This is a genomic window from Paenibacillus sp. A14, assembly GCF_036864815.1.
Classification (GTDB): Bacteria; Bacillota; Bacilli; order Paenibacillales; family Paenibacillaceae; genus Fontibacillus; species Fontibacillus sanfengchensis.
Genome location: NZ_JBAGJD010000003.1, coordinates 545272 through 563507 on the forward strand (window position 1 = coordinate 545272; position 18236 = coordinate 563507).

15 protein-coding genes and 1 pseudogene are annotated in these 18236 nt (G+C 55.8%); 6 read left to right on the forward strand and 10 right to left on the reverse strand.

The window, feature by feature from the left end; translation table 11 throughout:
• The first annotated feature begins 207 nt into the window (after positions 1-207).
• Positions 208-1563, forward strand: a complete 1356-nt coding sequence (locus V4U88_RS10495; protein ID WP_334073207.1) for a TolC family protein — start codon at positions 208-210, stop codon at positions 1561-1563.
• 447 nt (positions 1564-2010) lie between these two features.
• On the opposite strand, the gene V4U88_RS10500 is transcribed toward V4U88_RS10495, so the two are convergent.
• Entirely contained in the window at positions 2011-4674 is a 2664-nt protein-coding gene (locus V4U88_RS10500) for an adenosylcobalamin-dependent ribonucleoside-diphosphate reductase (RefSeq protein ID WP_334073208.1), read from the reverse strand.
• 506 nt (positions 4675-5180) lie between these two features.
• On the opposite strand from V4U88_RS10500, the gene V4U88_RS10505 reads away from it, so the two are divergent.
• The 3 genes from V4U88_RS10505 to V4U88_RS10515 all read left to right on the forward strand — a co-directional run bounded on the left by V4U88_RS10505 (position 5181) and on the right by V4U88_RS10515 (position 9072).
• The gene (locus V4U88_RS10505; RefSeq protein ID WP_334073209.1) at positions 5181-6962 is read left to right on the forward strand and encodes a DEAD/DEAH box helicase; all 1782 of its coding nucleotides are present in this window, start codon (positions 5181-5183) and stop codon (positions 6960-6962) included.
• Positions 6963-6968: 6 nt separating this feature from the next.
• Positions 6969-7901, forward strand: a complete 933-nt coding sequence (locus tag V4U88_RS10510; protein ID WP_334073210.1) for a YqhG family protein — start codon at positions 6969-6971, stop codon at positions 7899-7901.
• A gap of 187 nt (positions 7902-8088) precedes the next feature.
• On the forward strand, positions 8089-9072 hold the full coding sequence (locus V4U88_RS10515) for a hypothetical protein (protein WP_334073211.1): 984 nt from the start codon (positions 8089-8091) through the stop codon (positions 9070-9072).
• 44 nt (positions 9073-9116) lie between these two features.
• Here the strand turns inward: V4U88_RS10515 and V4U88_RS10520 are convergent, their stop codons facing one another.
• Positions 9117-9317, reverse strand: a complete 201-nt coding sequence (locus tag V4U88_RS10520) for a YqzE family protein (protein ID WP_334073212.1) — start codon at positions 9315-9317, stop codon at positions 9117-9119.
• Between the two features lie 183 nt (positions 9318-9500).
• On the opposite strand from V4U88_RS10520, the gene V4U88_RS10525 reads away from it, so the two are divergent.
• On the forward strand, positions 9501-10208 hold the full coding sequence (locus V4U88_RS10525) for an N-acetylmuramoyl-L-alanine amidase family protein (RefSeq protein WP_334073213.1): 708 nt from the start codon (positions 9501-9503) through the stop codon (positions 10206-10208).
• Between the two features lie 54 nt (positions 10209-10262).
• Here V4U88_RS10525 and V4U88_RS10530 read toward each other — a convergent pair whose 3' ends face one another.
• A complete protein-coding gene (locus tag V4U88_RS10530; protein ID WP_334073214.1) occupies positions 10263-10877 on the reverse strand; it encodes a TetR/AcrR family transcriptional regulator in 615 nt (204 codons plus the stop codon).
• A 100-nt stretch (positions 10878-10977) separates the two neighbouring features.
• On the opposite strand from V4U88_RS10530, the gene V4U88_RS10535 reads away from it, so the two are divergent.
• Positions 10978-11991 carry an alpha/beta fold hydrolase gene (locus V4U88_RS10535; RefSeq protein ID WP_334073215.1) on the forward strand — a complete coding sequence of 338 codons (1014 nt, stop codon included), beginning with the start codon at positions 10978-10980 and terminating at the stop codon, positions 11989-11991.
• Positions 11992-12072: 81 nt separating this feature from the next.
• On the opposite strand, the pseudogene V4U88_RS10540 reads toward V4U88_RS10535, so the two are convergent.
• From V4U88_RS10540 to nifE, 7 genes and pseudogenes are all read right to left on the reverse strand, one after another.
• Positions 12073-12354, reverse strand: a pseudogene (locus V4U88_RS10540) (nickel ABC transporter, nickel/metallophore periplasmic binding protein); the annotation flags it as partial.
• Between the two features lie 213 nt (positions 12355-12567).
• Positions 12568-13728, reverse strand: a complete 1161-nt coding sequence (locus V4U88_RS10545; RefSeq protein ID WP_334073217.1) for a homocitrate synthase/isopropylmalate synthase family protein — start codon at positions 13726-13728, stop codon at positions 12568-12570.
• Between the two features lie 83 nt (positions 13729-13811).
• A complete protein-coding gene (locus tag V4U88_RS10550) occupies positions 13812-14591 on the reverse strand; it encodes a HesA/MoeB/ThiF family protein (protein ID WP_334073218.1) in 780 nt (259 codons plus the stop codon).
• A gap of 38 nt (positions 14592-14629) precedes the next feature.
• A complete protein-coding gene (locus tag V4U88_RS10555) occupies positions 14630-15163 on the reverse strand; it encodes a DUF269 domain-containing protein (RefSeq protein ID WP_334073219.1) in 534 nt (177 codons plus the stop codon).
• Positions 15144-15557 carry a nitrogen fixation protein NifX gene (gene nifX, locus V4U88_RS10560; protein WP_334073220.1) on the reverse strand — a complete coding sequence of 138 codons (414 nt, stop codon included), beginning with the start codon at positions 15555-15557 and terminating at the stop codon, positions 15144-15146. The genes V4U88_RS10555 and nifX overlap by 20 nt, the downstream gene beginning before the upstream one ends.
• Positions 15535-16863 carry a nitrogenase iron-molybdenum cofactor biosynthesis protein NifN gene (nifN, locus tag V4U88_RS10565; RefSeq protein ID WP_334073221.1) on the reverse strand — a complete coding sequence of 443 codons (1329 nt, stop codon included), beginning with the start codon at positions 16861-16863 and terminating at the stop codon, positions 15535-15537. Before nifN ends, nifX begins: the two co-directional genes overlap by 23 nt.
• Positions 16853-18220, reverse strand: a complete 1368-nt coding sequence (gene nifE / locus V4U88_RS10570) for a nitrogenase iron-molybdenum cofactor biosynthesis protein NifE (RefSeq protein WP_334073222.1) — start codon at positions 18218-18220, stop codon at positions 16853-16855. The genes nifN and nifE overlap by 11 nt, the downstream gene beginning before the upstream one ends.
• Positions 18221-18236 lie beyond the last annotated feature (16 nt).

The following is an 18236-nucleotide window of genomic DNA, read 5'->3' on the forward strand; positions in this document are numbered from 1 at the left end:
TTTTGCTGATGATTTTTTTTGCCTTCATGTTCCCTGCGGCTTATTATAGGCGTTCCATCCCCGAATAAAATCGTGCTTTAGTACATGTACCTAAGGGCAAAAGGGCATGTACGAAAGTACAAATTGCGCGGATGAATTTGTGGATGATAGCATGGAAAGCAAAACAAACACCAATGTCACATGTAAGGCTTGGGAGGGAAAGGTAGAATGACTATGAAGCGAAGTTTCTCGGTAATGATGTCGTCCTTGCTGAGCATGGCCCTTTTGGCGGCTGGACCGATTTCGGCTTATGCGGACAGTAATGAAAACGATAATTCCATTCGTTCAGGGAAGGAGGCCACGAGCAGCGGGGTATTAAAGGAGCACTTTATCGATTCGGGTACCTTGGCTCCGTTAAAACGCTTGGATCTGGATACAGTTTTGAAACTTGCGCTGGACTATTCTCAAAATTACAAGCTGTTGACTTTTAAAATAACCGCACTTAAAGAAAATGAAGGGAACCTCAAAGAACAAAAGAAAAAGCTGGATGAATCCACTTCCGGCGGAACGGGGGGCTCCTACACTTTGCCGGAATCACTGGAGGAAATTCAAAAAAAGTATGAGGACTTTCCCGAGGAGCTGCTTCCGTCCCTATATCCGGTGCTGGAAACCAACGCCGCGGTCAATCAGTTGATCAACGGACTCGGCAGCATCACCGACGCCATGAACAAACAATTGCAGGGTCAGCGTGACCAATTGATCCTTTCTCTAAAACAAATCGATATCGAACAGGCCAATACATTGCTCGATCTGGAGGAAGCCAGAATAGGGATTCAATTGCAAATGACTTCGCAGTATGTAGATTTGCTATCGCTAAAGAAGCAGGTTCGTACGAACGAAGCCTATTTGGATGTTCTAAAAACGGATGTGAAGCGGGCCGAGTTGATGCAGGAGCAGGGGATGACATCGGCGGCAAAAGTCACCGAAGCGCAAAGGGAGGTGGAGAAACAGGAGCAGCAACTGAATCAATTAAGAAACAAGTACCTTCTTGCCCTGGTTCAGCTCTGCTTTGACCTCGGCGTAGCTTACGACCCGGACATTGAGCTGGGGGATTTGAGGGAATTCTCCGCGCAGCCCGTTACCCAAATGAGCCGGGAGCGGATTTTGGAGAAATCATTTGAGATGAAAAGACAATGGAACTCCATTATATTGGCGGAGCAGCAAAAAAGTCACACCGACGCCGCGAACGAGGACCAGGGGGATTATCTAGAGACAAATGTTCGGATCGCGGAGCAGCAGGCGGAGAAATCGCGCATCGATCTCAATAAAAAAATCGACCAGTTATATAGCAATCAGGAAACCGCCTACCAGGCTTATCAAAACGCGTTAAAAGACTTGAATAATGCGCAACTGGATGTTCAACATATAACAGTCCGTTACAACAATGCGCTTGTATCGCGTCATGATTATGAAAAATCCAGCTTCAGTCTGACCCAGCAGGAGGCTCAGCTGGAACTGGCCAGACTGCAGCTTTATGTCGCACAACGTGCCGTTGACGCGCTGGAAGACGGGTTTATTATGTAGGTTAAACGCAAAAGAACCGCCCCATGTATAAAACGTGGGACGGTTCTTTTCATTTTCCGAATCCAACCTATATTACCTTTTTCATATCTAATACTATTTCTGTCTGTTTATTTCTTCTATATAGTTTACCAGCAACTAATTGTTAGGTTCAAATTAAAGGGAATTCCTCCCGTTAATTTGGTGCGTATGCGGCTTCAGAGGCGAATTAGCTGGAAAACCTCCCGCTAATTCGCCTGAATTTGTGTATATCGGCCATAGGGCCGTGAAATAGATGGAGCTTTTCCAGCTAAATCCGATCGAGGAGCCAAGAGCGGTACATTAACGGGAGATTTTCCCGTTAATGATGTAGACTCCGACGGTAGGGCTTTATATCTACAATTGTGACTGCTGGCAGCGTATCTCCGAAATCATTTCAATCCTTGCCCAATGCCTCCATACTTTAAAACCTCACGAGCACTTGCTGTACCCGCAATTGCTGCAAGTTTTGCAGCCCTCGATGTTGATCAACGAGGCGGAGCCGCAGGACGGACACAGGTCTCGCGAGGTGGCAACCGCGCCAGCATGGGTATGGGAAGCGGAGCCGTTATCCGCGTGCGCATGCTCGGCATGCTCTTCATGATGTGCGATCGTGGCCGCTACCGGAGCGGGATCGTGGTCCCCGTAAGGCCCGTTCTGCACATGGGTTTCCAGCGCCTTGGCCACGGCGTCCGCGATCGATTCGACGCGGTTCGGGCCGAACCCGATGGCGCCGGAGCCGCCGATGCCTTTCAGGTGCTTGATCAGCAGTTCCACCTTGTGACCGTGATCTCCGTAGCGCAGGAACAGGGAGCACACGCGGCCCAACGCTTCCGCCATCGCGAACACATCGGAGCCCGCTTTACCGACGTTCAGGAAGATCTCGCTTGGTACGCCGTTCAAATCGTTGATCGTAATATACGCCATACCGAACGGCGTATTGATTTTGTAGGTCGCCCCGTGCAGCACTTGCGGGCGTTTCTTGTACTGCTTGTCGAGCAACTCCTGTTTCGAGGTCCCCCCGGAAACGGCCAGGCTTTGGTTCAATCCGTTCAGCGCCTTCGCTTCCGTTTCCAAAGCCTCGCCTTCGGATCCGGTTTTGACCGCAATCGCCGCCTCATCGGCCCCCGATGCCTCATTCTTCGCGTCGGCGTCTTTCTCTTCTTTCTTCTCCGTCTGCAGCACCTGAACATCGCGGCTTCCGTCGCGGTAAATCGTCACGCCTTTGCAGCCAAGGTCGAACGCCAATTCATACAGGCGCTTCGTCTCTTCGACCGTGAAGTCGGCAGGACAGTTGGCCGTTTTCGAAATCGAGCTGTCCACCCAGCGCTGGATGGCGGCTTGCGCACGGATATGATCCTCGGCCGACAAATCCATGGCGGTGACGAAGTAGTCCGGCAGCGGTTCGCCCGGATGGGCGTCCATCCATTCCTGGGCGATCGGCACGAATTGCTCGTCGAAGCCCAAGCGGCTTTGACGGTAGTATTTAAAGGCAAAGTACGGCTCGATCCCGGTCGAGGTTCCGACCATCGTCCCCGTGCTGCCCGTCGGCGCCTGGGTGATGATCGTAACATTGCGGATGCCTTTTTCGCGGACGGCTGCCCCGACTTCCGGATATACCTCCGTCATCACCTTCATAAATCCGCTTTGCAGATATTTATCCGCTTCAAACGCCGGGAAGGAGCCCTTCTCCGCCGCAATCTCGGCGGAAGCGAGGTAGGCTTCCTTGGCGATGAAGCCGTACAATTTATCGAGGAACTTCAGCGATTCCGGGCTGCCGTAGCGGATGTTCAGCTTGATCATCAGTTCGGCAAGACCCATCGTTCCGAGCCCGACGCGGCGCTCTTTCTTCTGGTTTTTCTCGTTTTCTTCAAAATGGTACGGCGTTTTGTCGATGACGTTATCCAGGAAACGCACCGAATAGCGGGTCGTGGTCGCGAGCTCGTCCCAAGCGACATCATGGTTTTCTTCATCGTAGAATTTGGACAGGTTCATGGCCGACAGGTTGCATACGCCCCAACCCGGCAGCCCTTGCTCACCGCACGGATTCGTACAAATGATCGGGTTAAAATACCAGCTGTTCGACATCTGGTTGTAATATTCCATGAACACGACACCCGGCTCGGCGGATTTCCACGCCGATTCGATGATCGTATGCCAAATATCGCGGGCTTTGACGGTCCGGTAGTGCACCACGTTGCGCCCGGCCGCCTTCCATTTCTCCAGATCGCCGTCCCAGACCTCGGTGTAATCATCATACGTCGTGTCCGGGAACACGAGCTCCCAGTCCAGATCTTCCTTGACGGCTTTCATAAAGGCGTTGCTCACGCATACCGACAGGTTGGCGTTCGTCACTTGGCCCATCGTTTGTTTGACGGTAATAAAATCGAGCACATCGGGATGCCAGTCGTTGATCATCAGCATCAGGGCGCCGCGGCGGCTTCCCCCTTGTTCGATCAGGCCGGTCGTGTAACTGAACAGTCCGCCCCAGGACACGGCGCCGCTCGAAGATCCGTTGACGCCTTTAACCACGGCGCGGCGGGGACGCAGCGAGCTGAGGTTAATGCCGACTCCGCCGCCTCTGGCCATAATCTCCGTCATTTCCGACAAGGTTTCCATGATCCCGCCGCGGCTGTCTTTCGGTGAAGGGATCACATAGCAGTTGAACAGCGTCAGCTCCTCGCTCGCGCCCGCCCCGGCAGCGATTCGTCCGCCCGGCACCAGCTTCCAGTCGTCCAGAATATAGCGGAACTTCTCGCGCCATTCCTCTTGCAGCTCCGGGGTTTTCTCGACCGAAGCCATCGCGCCCGCAAGCCGGTCCCACATTTCTTCAGGCGTTTTCTCGATGTTCAGCGTCAGTTTCTCCACATCGGACTCCACCAATTCGCCCTTGCGCGTCTTGACCGTTACGGTGCGGCCGTTCCGGGCCACGACTTCACCGACTTCTTTGGTCGGGAACTTCGGATCGTCTTTGGTCAGAACCAATACCACGTCGCCTACCTCGGCATGACTCGGGTCCGCGTCCTTCCAGGCATACCGGTCCAAAAAGATTTTTTCGCTAAGCCCTTCCAGGCGTTGCTTATGTTCTGTTTTCAAAGAAAACACCCTCCTCTAAATATGGTCGGCGCAAGCTTCGGAATCTAAAATGATCGAGTGCAAAGGCTCGAAGGTTACGCTTTGTCGATGATCGCAAAAAAATAGCGGCCACAGGCTCTCGAAACGCCCCGCAATTCCCTTAAAAAACGTGAAATCCGGGCTTTTTCCTACCAACCTATAACCGGAATGCACACGATAGAAACGGTATATCATATGTAAAAATCACAACATATTGTGTGCGAATACCATTATACTATACAATATCTCGTTGTCACGGGAATTCAGCATGAAATTTTAGCCAAGAAAATGGGTCAAGCCCGACCGATCGCCGAATTCCTCCCCCATCCTCTTTTTTTCGAGCCGCCTTCTATGAAAATTGCCCTGAAAACCGGCTGCTCAGCCGTAAGGTTATGAAGTATCCCGATTTCGTCCATACTACTCCTTAATGTGAGCATTCACCAGACGCTGGCCCCGGTCAGCCGACACGCAAAGGGAGGTTTTACATCATGAATCCTCATGCCCCGGGTTCCGTCACCGCCGCTGCCGCTTCGACAACCGCCGTTCCTGGCAACATAACGGTCGAGTTTGACCGCAGTTGGTACGAAGACCTGGAAGCACGGCTGGACAAAGGCGGCCCTTGGGACGATTGGAAGCTGTTCAACCTCGCCGGTCAGGCCGAAGAAGCTTCGCTCGTCACCAGTTTTGAAGAAATGCTCTGTCTGAAGCATCTTCAGGAGGTTACGCCGCTCCCGCATCAAACCGAAACCGCCCGCAAAGTACTGTTCGAGATGCGCGGACGGGCCATCCTGGCGGACGAAGTAGGCTTGGGAAAAACGATCGAAGCCGGCCTTATTCTGAAGGAATATATCATCCGCGGACTGGTCCGGAAAGCGCTCATTCTCGTCCCGGCCTCGCTTGTGCTGCAATGGGTGCGCGAGCTGAATCAGAAATTCGGCATTCCCGCCGTCGCGCAGAAAAAGGCGCATTCCTGGCAAAACGACGTCGTCGTCGCCTCCATAGACACGGCCAAGCGCGAACCGCATCGCGAAATCCTGCTGGGCAGCGAGTATGACATGGTGATCGTGGACGAAGCGCATAAACTGAAGAACAAGAAGACAACCAACTATCAATTCATGCTGCAACTGCGAAAAAAATACTGCCTGCTTCTAACCGCAACCCCGGTTCAGAACGACATGGGCGAGCTGTTTAACCTGATCACGCTGCTCAAGCCCGGCCAACTCGGTGGACAAACCGATTTTGCCTCCAATTTCGTCTACGACAAACGGGTCCCCAAAAACGAGGGCCAGTTGAAAAGCGAGCTCGCCAAAATTATGATCCGCAACCGCCGTGGAGACGGACAGTTGGAATTTACGAAACGCAATGTCAAAAATATCGATGTCCATCTCTCAACCGAAGAAATGGAATTATACGATGGTGTTACTTCCTTTGTCAAAGACCAATATCATGCAGCCGGCGGCGACCTGAACAGCATGCTCTCCCTGGTGACCTTGCAGCGGGAAGTATGCAGCAGCCGGGACGCCGTGTTCGTCACACTCGTCAATCTCTCCAAGAAGCTCGCTCCCGATTCGCCCCTGCGCGATAAAATATGGGACCTCGTCGGCATTATTAAAAAGATCCAGGCCAACAGCAAAGCCGAAAAAGCGATGGAACTGATCGGGCAAATGGACGACAAGGTCATCGTTTTCACCGAATACCGGGCCACCCAGGAATATCTGCTCAAATATTTCCGCGACCGGAACATGAGTGCCGTCCCCTATCGCGGGGGTATGAACCGTGGCAAAAAAGACTGGATGATGGACCTGTTCCGCGGCCGGGCCCAGGTTATGATCGCGACCGAAGCCGGCGGCGAGGGTATCAATCTCCAATTCTGCCATCAAATGATCAACTTCGACCTGCCCTGGAACCCGATGCGTGTGGAGCAGCGGATCGGACGGGTGCACCGGCTCGGACAAAAAAACGACGTTCAAATTTACAACCTGTCAACCAAGGGAACGATCGAGGAGCATATCCTGAATCTTTTGCACGAAAAAATTAACATGTTCGAAATGGTCATCGGGGAGCTCGACGTCATTTTGGAGCGTTTTGAAAAGAACGATTCCCTGGAAAAAAGCTTATATAAGATTCTGCTGGAGTCCGGCAGCCAGGAGGAAATCGCCAGCAAAGTCGATTCCCTGGGCCAGTCGCTTCATTCGCTCCGTCACGATCTGGGGGCCGAAGGGGATCCAGCCGGCAAAAACATGGCGATCCAGCGGCTGCTGGGAGGTTGAGCGGATATGGCCATGACCAAGGAACAGATTCGCGATTTTGTGATGACTTATCTGGAGACGACGGAATGCCGGTTTCTGGAAAAATCGCCGTACCACGTCACCGTCAAACTGTCTCCCCGGGCGGACCGCGATTTGACCAACCGGCCGTACTACTGGGGTTTCATCGAACGCACGGGGACCGAGCCGGAAACGATGACCTTCTCGTTTATTTTCGATCCCGAACGCCACCGGGAAACCCAGGAGGAATCGGGCGGGGCCGCGGACGCCGGGGAGGATTCCCTAATGTCCCGCCACTTCGGCGCCGTCCGCCCGCTGCCCATTCTCGGGCCGGGCCGGATTCAGCGGGAGGAGCTACATTTTGGCAGCCCCCGCCTCAAACAGATTTTTGCCGCGGTCAAGCAAGGCGGACGCAGCATCTATCTGTTTGAGGACCCCGGCCCCCTCCAGCGGGACACCTTGCTCTCCGCCGCCTACGAGCCTTGGCTGGGCGTCCGCTTCAAGCTCGAGTTCTGCTGCGACATGAAGCGGGAGGAGCTGCATTTTCTCGGGGTATCCTTGCGGACGGGACAGATTGCGGATCCCTTCTCCCCCCGGCTGGCGGGGAAAGCTTTCGTTCCGCGCGTCCCCGAGAATATGCACGTGCTGCCCAGCCAGTTGACGCTGGCTCAGGGGCTTCAGGCGCTGGAGAACGTGATCGGCGAAAGGCTGGGCCGCTGCGACAGCGCCTGGGCGGACGAAGCCCGGGAAAGGCTAAGCGAGGAATTGTCGCTCATCGATGCATATTATAAAGATCTGCTGGCCGACCCGGATGAAGAACGAAAAAAGGCCGTCGCGGAACAGTACGAGGCCCGGCGAGGAGAAATCCGCTGGCAGTACGAGCCGAGAATTGTCGTTTCGGCGATCGGCAGCGGCATCTTTCATCTGCGTTCGCCGGGTTAGCCAGACATTGACCTCCCTCGCTAAAAAAAAGCAAAAATAGAAGCTGTCCGCGCTTTAGCCGCGCGACAGATTGCAGCAACCTTTTCAAGCCGTCCCAAGTACAATGGGACAAGCACCTGGGATATTTGACAGCAGGGGCGCGGACCCGGCGTCCCGCATTCTAAGGAATAGCGGGTGATCCGTTGATATGCTTTCGCAAAATTGTACAAAACGCAACCGCTTCATCAAACTTTTGCTCTGCCTCGGCCTAATTTTCGCCGGAAGCAGCCAGCTTCTTCCCGGTTTTCAAGCGGCGGTGAACGCGGCCGCCGAAGAAGGCCGCTCTGACAATCCAGCCCCCGCCGGACTGCGAAAATTTGCCGAAGAAGCATCCGCCCTTTTGGCGGGAAGCGAGCCGTTTACCGCTTGGGCCGGAGCCGCGATGGTGATCGAGCCGCTCGGTCCGGGGACCCGCAGCTGGCTGATAACGTTAACAAAGGGACAGGGCAAAGCCATTCAGCCCCTTGGGTATATGATTATTAGCGCCACGCCGGACGGCGAATACAAATTGATCGAATACGGCTGCGGCGCGGAATCCCTTTACGGGAGCGGAGCTCTCCATTCCGGCCTTTCCGGCCTCGGGTTGTCCAAAGGAAGCAAATCGGCTTCCGGGATCACTCCCGTCTACGGCGGCCCGGTTCTGGCGGCCTGGATGATTTCCTCCCAAGCCGGCAAATCCTCCAACGCCCGGTTCCTGGATGCCTTGACCGGAGAACTGCTGCCGGAGAGCCGGGAGAGCTGGGCCAGACAGTCCGCCAAGTACACTCCCCCCGCCTCGGCGGTCGGAAGCGCGAAGCAGGGCTGGACGCCGGGGGAAGCGATCCGGCTGGCCGATCCGTTTGATCCTTACGATAATCTGTTGTGGATCACCGGGAAAAACAAGCTTCATCTTAGCACCGGTAATCTGGAAAATGCCTTCGCTCAGCAACGCCGTTTCGTATTTGCCGCCACCGGTCCCAAGCGCACTTATTCCGTTCCATTGCCCGTTTACGGCTATCAAATCTGGAGTCCTTCTCCTCCTTCCTCCGGCAGCGCGGCGGCGTACATGTTAACGGGAACCGAAGATTCCCCCAGATGGATTGCCCTGGATGCCTTGCTCGCGAGCGGCAGCTTTCTGGCGATGCCCGATTAATCCGTTTTCCCTTTATATGCAAAAAGGCAGCGAGTAGAGTTGCTCTACCGCTGCCTTTCTTGTTTGTTTCGTTTCCACGGCAATTGTTCCATCCATAGCGAGATCGAAAAGGGGATCATCCCGAACCACCGATTGGTCCACGGCTCCCGCTCCTTGGCCCGCTCCCGCCGTACGTCGCGCGGCGTCTCGACATAGTCGACAAACCGCTCGGTAATGTATTTCACCAATTCGTCGCCTTTGGCCATGATACTTCCCTCCCGGCAAGCAAGATCTCTATCCCTATTGTGCACCGAACCGCCGGAACATAAACAGGCGCATACTGTATAAGCCTCTTGAGCATGCATGTTTTTCCGGGAATATGATCAAGCTAAACGCAGAAAAGAAGGAAGGCGCGAAGCAAGCTTCATTCTTGATCGAAGGGTGAGAACATGCTGATAAGAAAAATCGGGCTTCTGTTCACGGGATTCGCCCTGGCCGTCAACCTGGGCAGCCCCGCGTGCTCGGCCGACCCGCTAACCGAAAAAACCAAGGACCTGCGTCACGCCTTCCCGGTACCCGTGATCCTGATCGATGTCGGGCACGGAGGCATCGACGGCGGCACCGCTTACGGCAACACCTTGGAAAAAGACATCAATCTGGAAGTCGGCCGCAGACTATACATGGTTCTGCGCAGTCACGGATATCGGGCGATCCTGAACCGCACCGGCGACTACGCCCTCAGTGACGAGAACCGCTGGCTGAACAGCCGTTCCCGACATATGCGGGATCTGGCCCAGCGAAGAGGCTTAAGCGAGCAGCTCCCCGCCGCGATTGTAGTCAGCCTGCACGTCAACTGGGCCAGAAACACGGCGAGGCGGGGACCGCTCGTCCTGCACCAGGAGGACGGGCGAAGCGCCATGCTGGCGGGATGTCTGCAGCACGCGCTCGAAGATCTGTTTGACATGCCCGGCTCGCGGCTTCCGGAACTCGGCAAGCCTTTCTATTTGCTCAATCATATTAAAGCCCCGGCCGTGATCGTGGAAACGGGCTTTATCAGCAACGCCGAAGACCGCGCCATGCTTACGAGCAAGCGCGGTCAACAGAAGCTGGCGGAGTCGATCTACGCCGCGATCGCGGAATACTTTACGGTGATGTAAACGAAAGGCCCCGGACCCGCTCCGGGGCTGATTTGTTCGTAAGCCAGCTCCGTCTTATGCATATGTTTTGTCATCGGCGGGAATGCAAAGCGACTGGAGATACTGTTCAACGATATCCTCGAGCCGGTCCACGGGCAGTCTCTCGGGCTGCATGAGCCGGTGTACGGCCAGCCCGTCGATCAACGCGTACAGCTTCTCGGTCTCCAGCTCAACATCCAGCCCCTTTCTGGCCATCCCGCTAGCAACCAATTCCTGGAGCGCGTATTGGGACGCTGTAAGCAATCCGTCCTGCATGCTGGCGCTCAATTTTTTCAACTCCGGGTAGACCAGCGTCTTGGCGTTAAAAGAAAACCAAACCTCCATTTCCAATGTTCTCTCTTCATCCACGGGTAAAAACTGCAGCAGCATCCGTTTCAAGTCATACACAATCGGCCCTTCGATTTCGAACTTGGCCAGCCTTTCCTCCACCCGTTCCACAAACAAATTCATGCAAAAGGCGAACAATTCTTCCTGCGAGGCAAAATAATGGCGCATGGAACCGACGGAAAGGCCCGCCTCCTCCGCAATTCTGCGAACGGTAGCCCGCTCCAGCCCCGATTCCCGAATGACTTTTAGAGCCGCCTCGGCGACGATACGCTTTTGTTTGTCATGATCCACAATTTTTGGCATGGGCCTATTATACTCTCTTTTCTTTTTTGGTACAACGTGCTAAAATGATTTTGTAGTACATTGTGCTAAATAAACAAACGATGTGGAGAGGAAAACCAACATGAACAAAACTGCAAAAAGTCACAGAAAACCATCCAAGTGGCGGAAATTAAAATGGTCGCTGCTGATTATCTTGGCCTTGATCGGGCTGTCGATCGGCTCCGGATTCACTTACGAAGCCATCGCTTCGAAACAAGCCGCCCGGAATTATCCGCCTCCGGGCAAACTGGTGGATGCGGGCGGTTATAAGCTTCATCTCGTCAAGGCCGGCACCGGCTCCCCCACAATTCTAATGGAAGCGGGAAGCGGTGAAACCAGCCTGTCTTGGCGCCAAATCCCTGAGGAACTGTCCAAATTCGCCACCGTTGTAACATACGACCGCGCGGGGTATGCCTGGAGCGAGCCGGCCAACACGGAACGCACCGGCGAGAATATCGTCCGGGAACTTCATACCGCTTTAGAGAAAGAAGGGATCCATGGCCCCTATCTTATGGTCGGCCACTCGCTGGGCGGCATGTACGCCCGACTCTTTACCGAAACCTACCGGGACGAGGTCGTCGGCCTGGTTCTTATCGATGCAAGACCGGAAGACGACGCTCGCGATACCGCGGAAATTTTGAAACAAGGAGGATTTACCGGTAATCCCCAGGCTTCGACGCTCAAGCTGATCAAGCACTCGGGTCTGCTGCGTTTATTTAAAGACACATTGTTGGAAGGCCAAGTCCCCAAGGAGGACCGGGACCGGTTTCTTAACGTGATCGCCAAGGACAGTTATTTCGAGGCAAAAGATGAAGAAGGAAATTTGGCCTGGACGACGGAGGAAGCTCTGCGTGGCCAGCGCTTGGGGAACTTGCCGGTGCGGGTGATCGCCCGGGGGTTGCCGCAGAACTATGCCCAGGCAGGCATTTCGGAGGAGAGCGGCCGGAAGCTGGAGGCCATTTGGCAGGAGGGCCAACGGAAAATGCTGGACATTTCCACGGACAGCCAGCTCATCGTCGCGGAGCGAAGCGGTCACATGGTCATCCATGACCAGCCCGAGCTGGTGGTTGAAACGGTCCGCAGCTTATTGAAGTAAATGGAAAACGCGGCTCAGGGAGATATATCCCGGAGCCGCGTTTTTATTCTCGTCGGCCGTAAACAATAATTCTCATTAATTCTCATTGGCATCGAAAACGGCGTATTGATCGGTTTGTGCTCGCTGAACTTGTAAGGCCCCGTACCGTACCGTTCCGTTGTAACCGTTCACGCGTCCTTGGCCTCCCCGTTGAGGAAGTATTAACCAATTCGAACAAGTGTTCATCGATGCCTTCGTGCTCACGACATGGGTTGACAGCTTAATCCAGGAATGCTGGCTTGCGTTTCTTTGCACTGCATCGATATTCCGCATTACCGCCTCCGCGTTAAACGGCTCCCCGTCATAAAAGGTCACCCTTTGTCGCGATATACGCTGGAGAAGGCGAGGCACCCAATTAACGGGAATTCCTCCCGTTAAAAAGTGGTAAGGTGTGCAGACTCGTTACCCTCGGTGGCGTTTTGAATCTCTACATCAAGCAGACCAAACTGTGGATATCCGCACGACGATCCTAACAAGGAACTCACGAAGGATAAGCCAGACGGGGCAAAAAGAGACAACCTTTTTTTGATTCTGCGGTTACGATCGGGTTTTCATGCTCTGCATGATCTCCTCGTTCCGGAATTCTTCCCACCAATGCAGCAGTTCCTCCGGCTCCACGTTCCGTTTTTGTTCCCGGGCCTGCCGATGGACTCGGCGCAGCAGCTTTTCCGATGTAAGGGTATCGGCGACGATCCCTTTGCCCGCCAGCACATGCCGGAGGGAGCTTTTCCCCGAGTGGGTGCCGAGGACGATCCGGTGTTCCCGCCCAAGTTCCAGCGGATCGAAACTTTGATAGGTTTCGGGGTTTTTGGCCAGCCCGTCGACGTGTATTCCGGATTCATGCGAAAAGATCATCGTTCCCAGGATCGGTTTACCCTCCGGGAGACGCCGGCCGGACGCCAAGGCCACGGTTTCTCCCAGCGCTTGAAGACGATCCGTCTTCACCCCGCACTCTCCCCCGTAAAGATGGCGCCAGGCCATCACCACTTCCTCCAGCGGAGCATTGCCGGCTCGTTCGCCAAGCCCCGTTGCCGTCGTGCTTGCCCACACCGCTCCCGCCGCCAGACCGCATAATGTATTCGCCGTAGCCAATCCGAAATCATTGTGGCAGTGCACCTCCAGTTCCACATCCGGCGGTATATCGGCCCTTAACCCCGCTATCGCATTCCCCATGCTTGCCGGATGATGCAAGGAGAGCGTGTCCGCATACCGGAACCGGGTAATGCCAAGTTCCCGGTACAAGAGAAAAATCAGTTCCCGCAAAAAAAGGGGGTCCCCGCGCGATGCGTCCTCCATGCCGACCGATACGGTCATATTCATGTTCCTGGCGTATTCCGCGGCCTTCAGAACCCGGCACAAAGCTTCCCGGCCGGACCAGCCCAGCTTGGAGTTCAACTGCACCGGGGAGACCGGGATGGAGAGATGGCACCAGGAAACGCCGGTCTCCCGGGCTTTGTCGATATCCTGCGGCAGAGCCCGGTTCCAGGTCAGCAGCTTGACCGGCAGCTCAAGTTCCGCCATCGCGGCGATATGACGCTGTTCCTCCTTGCCCATGGCCGGGATGCCCACTTCTGCCTGCTCAACGCCGCATTCGGCCAGGAGGGTAAGGATGTTCAGCTTCTCTCTGAGCGTAAAGGACACCCCGGCCGATTGTTCCCCATCCCGGAGCGTCGTATCACAAATGCGCAGTTTTCTCACGATCTCCCCTCCTTTCTCCGAAAGCCGGTTTAACCGCCGCTCCCCTGTATCTTTCTGGCTTTCTTACCCTGGCATCAATGGCATCAACCCTTATCCGAATTAGCGCATCGCTCACGCGCCGCATTTCCGCAGCACTCGCACCCTGCAATTCGCTTCACCTTAAAGCAGAAGCTCCGCATATTCAGCGTGTTCATGCGGTGCATGACACCAAGCGCCGGTTCCCCGATCCCTGTAATCCACTTTATTGCTTCTATCGCGGCCAGGCAGCCGGCGATGCCGGAGGTTGCCCCCAGCACCGGAAACCCGAAAGGCTCCCATTCCGGGCAACCTTCGGGATAAATGCAGGCAAGACATGGCGTTACCCCCGGAACAATCGTTGTGAGCGACACCTCAAAGCCATACATCGCCGCCTCCACCATCGGTTTGCCGTAGTCGACGCAAAGCCGGTTCAACTCATACCGCTCCGGGAAATCGTAGCGGGCGTCGATCACGATATCCGCCGCTTCGACCCAAGACTTTGCGGTGTCGTACTCGATCTTTACCGGATAGCCTTCAAGCCTCACATGCGGATTCACCCGGCGGAGCTGCTCCATCGCCGTATCGATCCTCGATTCGCCGATCCGGAAGGAATCCATCAGGATTTGCCGGTTCATATCCGGCGGCCGGATCACCCCTTCGTGCGCGAGAATCAGTTTTCCGACACCGGCGGCCGCCAGATAGACAGCCGCTGTTCCTCCCAGCCCGCCGATGCCCGCGATCATCACCGTCGCCCGCCCCAGTTTCCGCTGTCCTCCTGCCCCCAGCAATTCAAGCTGCCGGGCAAACCGTTCTTTTTCGGACCCGGCCAACATTTTCTCCATCATGGTATGGAATCACCGTCCTTCGCTGCGGTTCGGCTCTTTTAAGAAAACAGAGGCAATTGCCTGAATCTCTCCCGGTTTTTCAGCCCTTCGCGGATACAGGAAATGCCGTAGAGCCGCAGCTTGTCAGGCTCCGCAAACGGAAACGGAACGCCTCCGCGAAAACTATGGACCACCAGCACCGTCCGCCCGGAATAAACAAGCGCACGGCCAAAACCTTCCTCATTCATTTCCACCATGCTTTGAATGAGATCTCCGCTTACCTTCTCCAAGGAGGCGGCGACCGCTTGAAAGAATACCGGAACCTGAGTCCACAAGACAGGTAAGGCGCGGCAGCCGGACATCATCTCCGTTTTTTGTTCGGGGGTACAGAGAAAATGCCTGCCGATTCGCTCACCCCGGGGCAAATCCGCATCTTTTCCCCACGGATCAGATAATTGAAGAGACCGATCCAGGTTCGATATAAACAAGTCCCCTAGACTTTCTTCGTCCCATCCGCTCCGGGCTCCCTCCCGAGCTGCGGCCTTCTCGTATTCCGCCATGACATGCCCTGAATTAGCAGCCCGTTCCGCCATTTTGCTTCTCTCCTTCCTCCTGGGGTTCTTCTTCATTAAAGATTTTGGCCAGCCACAGAGGGGGAGTGCCCCGCAGCATTTCCTGTAAACGCCTGAGCTGCCCCTCGATGCTGCTCCCTCCAGGCACCTTGACCGGCATAATCTTCTTGCGGGTTACGCGGGCTGCCGCCGAAGCGCCGATTTGCATCAGGAACACTAGAACACAATCCTCCACAGCCGCGATCCGCGCCGCGATCTTGCCGTGTTCATCCTGTCCGCTATCCGTGGGGATTCGCCGAATCTCCAATAGCTCCGTCGCTCCCGACTTGGTCAGTTTGTAAATCGCAAACTGCCTGCTTTGGCCGAAATGGGCATTCACCGTCAAGCCGTCATCACTGGCGAAAGCGATCTTCATGACGATCCTCCTCCCTTCGAATCAGCAGATTTCCGACCCGGTTCACCAGGTCCATCGCGCCCCGGTAGCCGACGCTTACACTCATATAGGATCCCAGCTCGTCGACGACCGGGAATCCGGCGGCCATGAAAGCGGACTTCATACGCCTGGCCCCCTTTCTTCCGTGCCCGTTGCTGATCCAGAGGTCGGCCCCCCGGCCCAAGGTTTCGGCATCGTCCAGATCGCCGATCCACACCTCTTGCTCCGCTTCCTTCAACAAGGGGGATTCGCACGGCGCGACCAGCGCCTTGATCTTCACGCCCATCTCTCCGAGCCAAGCCGCCATCGACAGCGCGTGGTCCGGCTCCAGCGCGACGACCGCCGAAACTCCCGCATAATGGAAATGAGCGTCCAGCATGCTGTCGAGCAGGTTCTCGCGCTGCCATCGATAGCGCAGTGGTACCGGTATCCCGCTTAGTTGCTGCAGGAATGAAACCAGCTCGTCGGCGGCAGCGAGCCCGTGCATTCCGGGAATTACTTTATAGGGAATACCGGCGGCATGTTGCAGTCTTCTTGCCGGACGCTCCATACTGGCTCCCATGGCAATCGTATAACGGGAACGAAGCATCTGCTTTAAAGCCTCCAGCGGCACGCCGCCCCGGGTCAGCGGGGAGAAGCCTGTCAGCAGATGGCCGGACAGCGAGGTCGACAAATCCGGAAGCGTAATGACTTCAAACCCGAAATCGCCAAGGATTTCCCTTAACTCCATCACATCGCCTGGAGTCAGGCATGGCCCCGGAAGCAAGTTGACCTGACCGGTGATGGGTTTGCCGGGAGGTTTGCCGCTGTGTCCCTGGATGACCGCGTCGATGATACCTTCGACGACCGCACTATATCCCGTCTCCAGCGATCCTCCTCCGAAATCGGGCAGCGTCACGGGGACAATGAGGCAATCGCGGGGAGCGCGCTCGCGGATATATTTTTTCACGCACGCCGTGTAGTCGGTTCCCGATACATCCGTAAGCTCCGTACCGATGACCGCGATCAGATCGGGACGATGCTTGGCAATTACGGTGTTCAGCGCCTCTTCCAGGTTGCGGTCCGCGTCGAAGATGACATCCATCTCCTGGAGCGCCGACGTCTGAACCGCGATAGGTTCGCGAAAATGGCGCGTAAGCAGCGATTTGGAAAACGCCGAACAGCCTTGGGCCCCATGAAGAAGCGCGATCGCGCGGTAGCAGCCTTGCACGGCCAGCACTCCGCCGAGAGACGGACCGATCGTCAAAGGATTCACCGCGACCGGTTTTGCCGTTCGCTTAACGCTCATAAGCCTTCCCCGCCTCCTCCCAAGGTGCCGCTCGCTCCGCCAGCTTCCACACCGGATGCTGCAAAGCGTGCCGGATTTGCTCGGCGAGCCGCAATAATCCGTCATATCCCGCATAGGCTGTGTGCCGTTCCTGATTGATGTCCACGAACGGAATCCGTTCCTTCAGCGAGACATACATATTTCGCCCGCCCGCGATGATCATGTCCGCTTTCCGGTCCTTGACCGCTTTCAAAATCCGCTTGGCTCCGCCCTCCGCGATGAACTCCGCGTTCTCCCCGATCCGGTCGACGATCCGTCCCACATCCTCGGCCGTGCTTTTATTTGTTCCCACGCCGACGACCGAAATGCCGAGCTCGTTTAATGCCGAAATCACGGACCAGCTTTTTACGCCGCCCGTATACAATACCGCCCTCTTCCCCTTGAAAAGCCTGCGGTATGGCTTTAACTCCTCCGCCACCCTCGCTTCCTCGCGCTCCACGAGGCGGTCCACCTTCAACTCCGTGTCCCGGTCGTTCAGCAAATAAGCCATTTGGCGCAAAGAATAACTGGTTTCCTTTGCGCCATAGAAGGAGCCCTCAAAAAATGGAATACCATACGTTTGTTCCATTCGCTTCGCCAGACCCAGCAAAGCCCGGCTGCAAACGACCATATTGACCCTGGCCCGGTGAGCCCGGCCGATTTCTTCGAACCGGCCGTCGCCCGTAATTCTGGACCGGATCGATAGGCCCGCGCGGTTCATCAGCTTTTCGATCTCCCACATTTCACCGGCGATGTTATACTCGCCGAGCAAATTGATGCCGGATGGCGGCGACGTGTCATCCGGGTCGCTTCGGCCGATCACGTACTGCATCAGCGCTTCTCCCGCCAGCCGGTTCCCCAGATTTTTGCTCCCGACAAATCCGGGACTGTTGACGGGGACGACCGGCAGCCCCAGCCGGCTTGCCGCCTCGCCGCAAACGGCGTCCAGATCTTCGCCGATCAGCGCTGTAACGCAGGTCGCATACACAAATATGGCGGGCGGAGCGAACCGCCCCGCGATATAATCAATACCAGCCGCCAGCTTGCCTTCGGCGCCGAAGATCATATCCCGCTCGCTGAGCGCCGTGCCGAAGCCGTATTCCGACAGCCGGGCACCGCTGGACAAGCTCCCCCGGCTCTCCCAGCTGTTTGCGATGCAAGACGCGGGCCCGTGGACCAAATGGGCGGCATCGGCAATCGGCAGCAGCGTGATTTGTGCCCCGTCAAAAGCGCAGCCTCCGGCGGACTCTCCCGGTTTCGGGCGCGGACAGGCTTGGGATTTCGGGCAAAGGTTCAAACAATCCGTATCGTGCGCAATTATTTTTGGGGCCGCCTCCATCCTTCACCACTCCCCT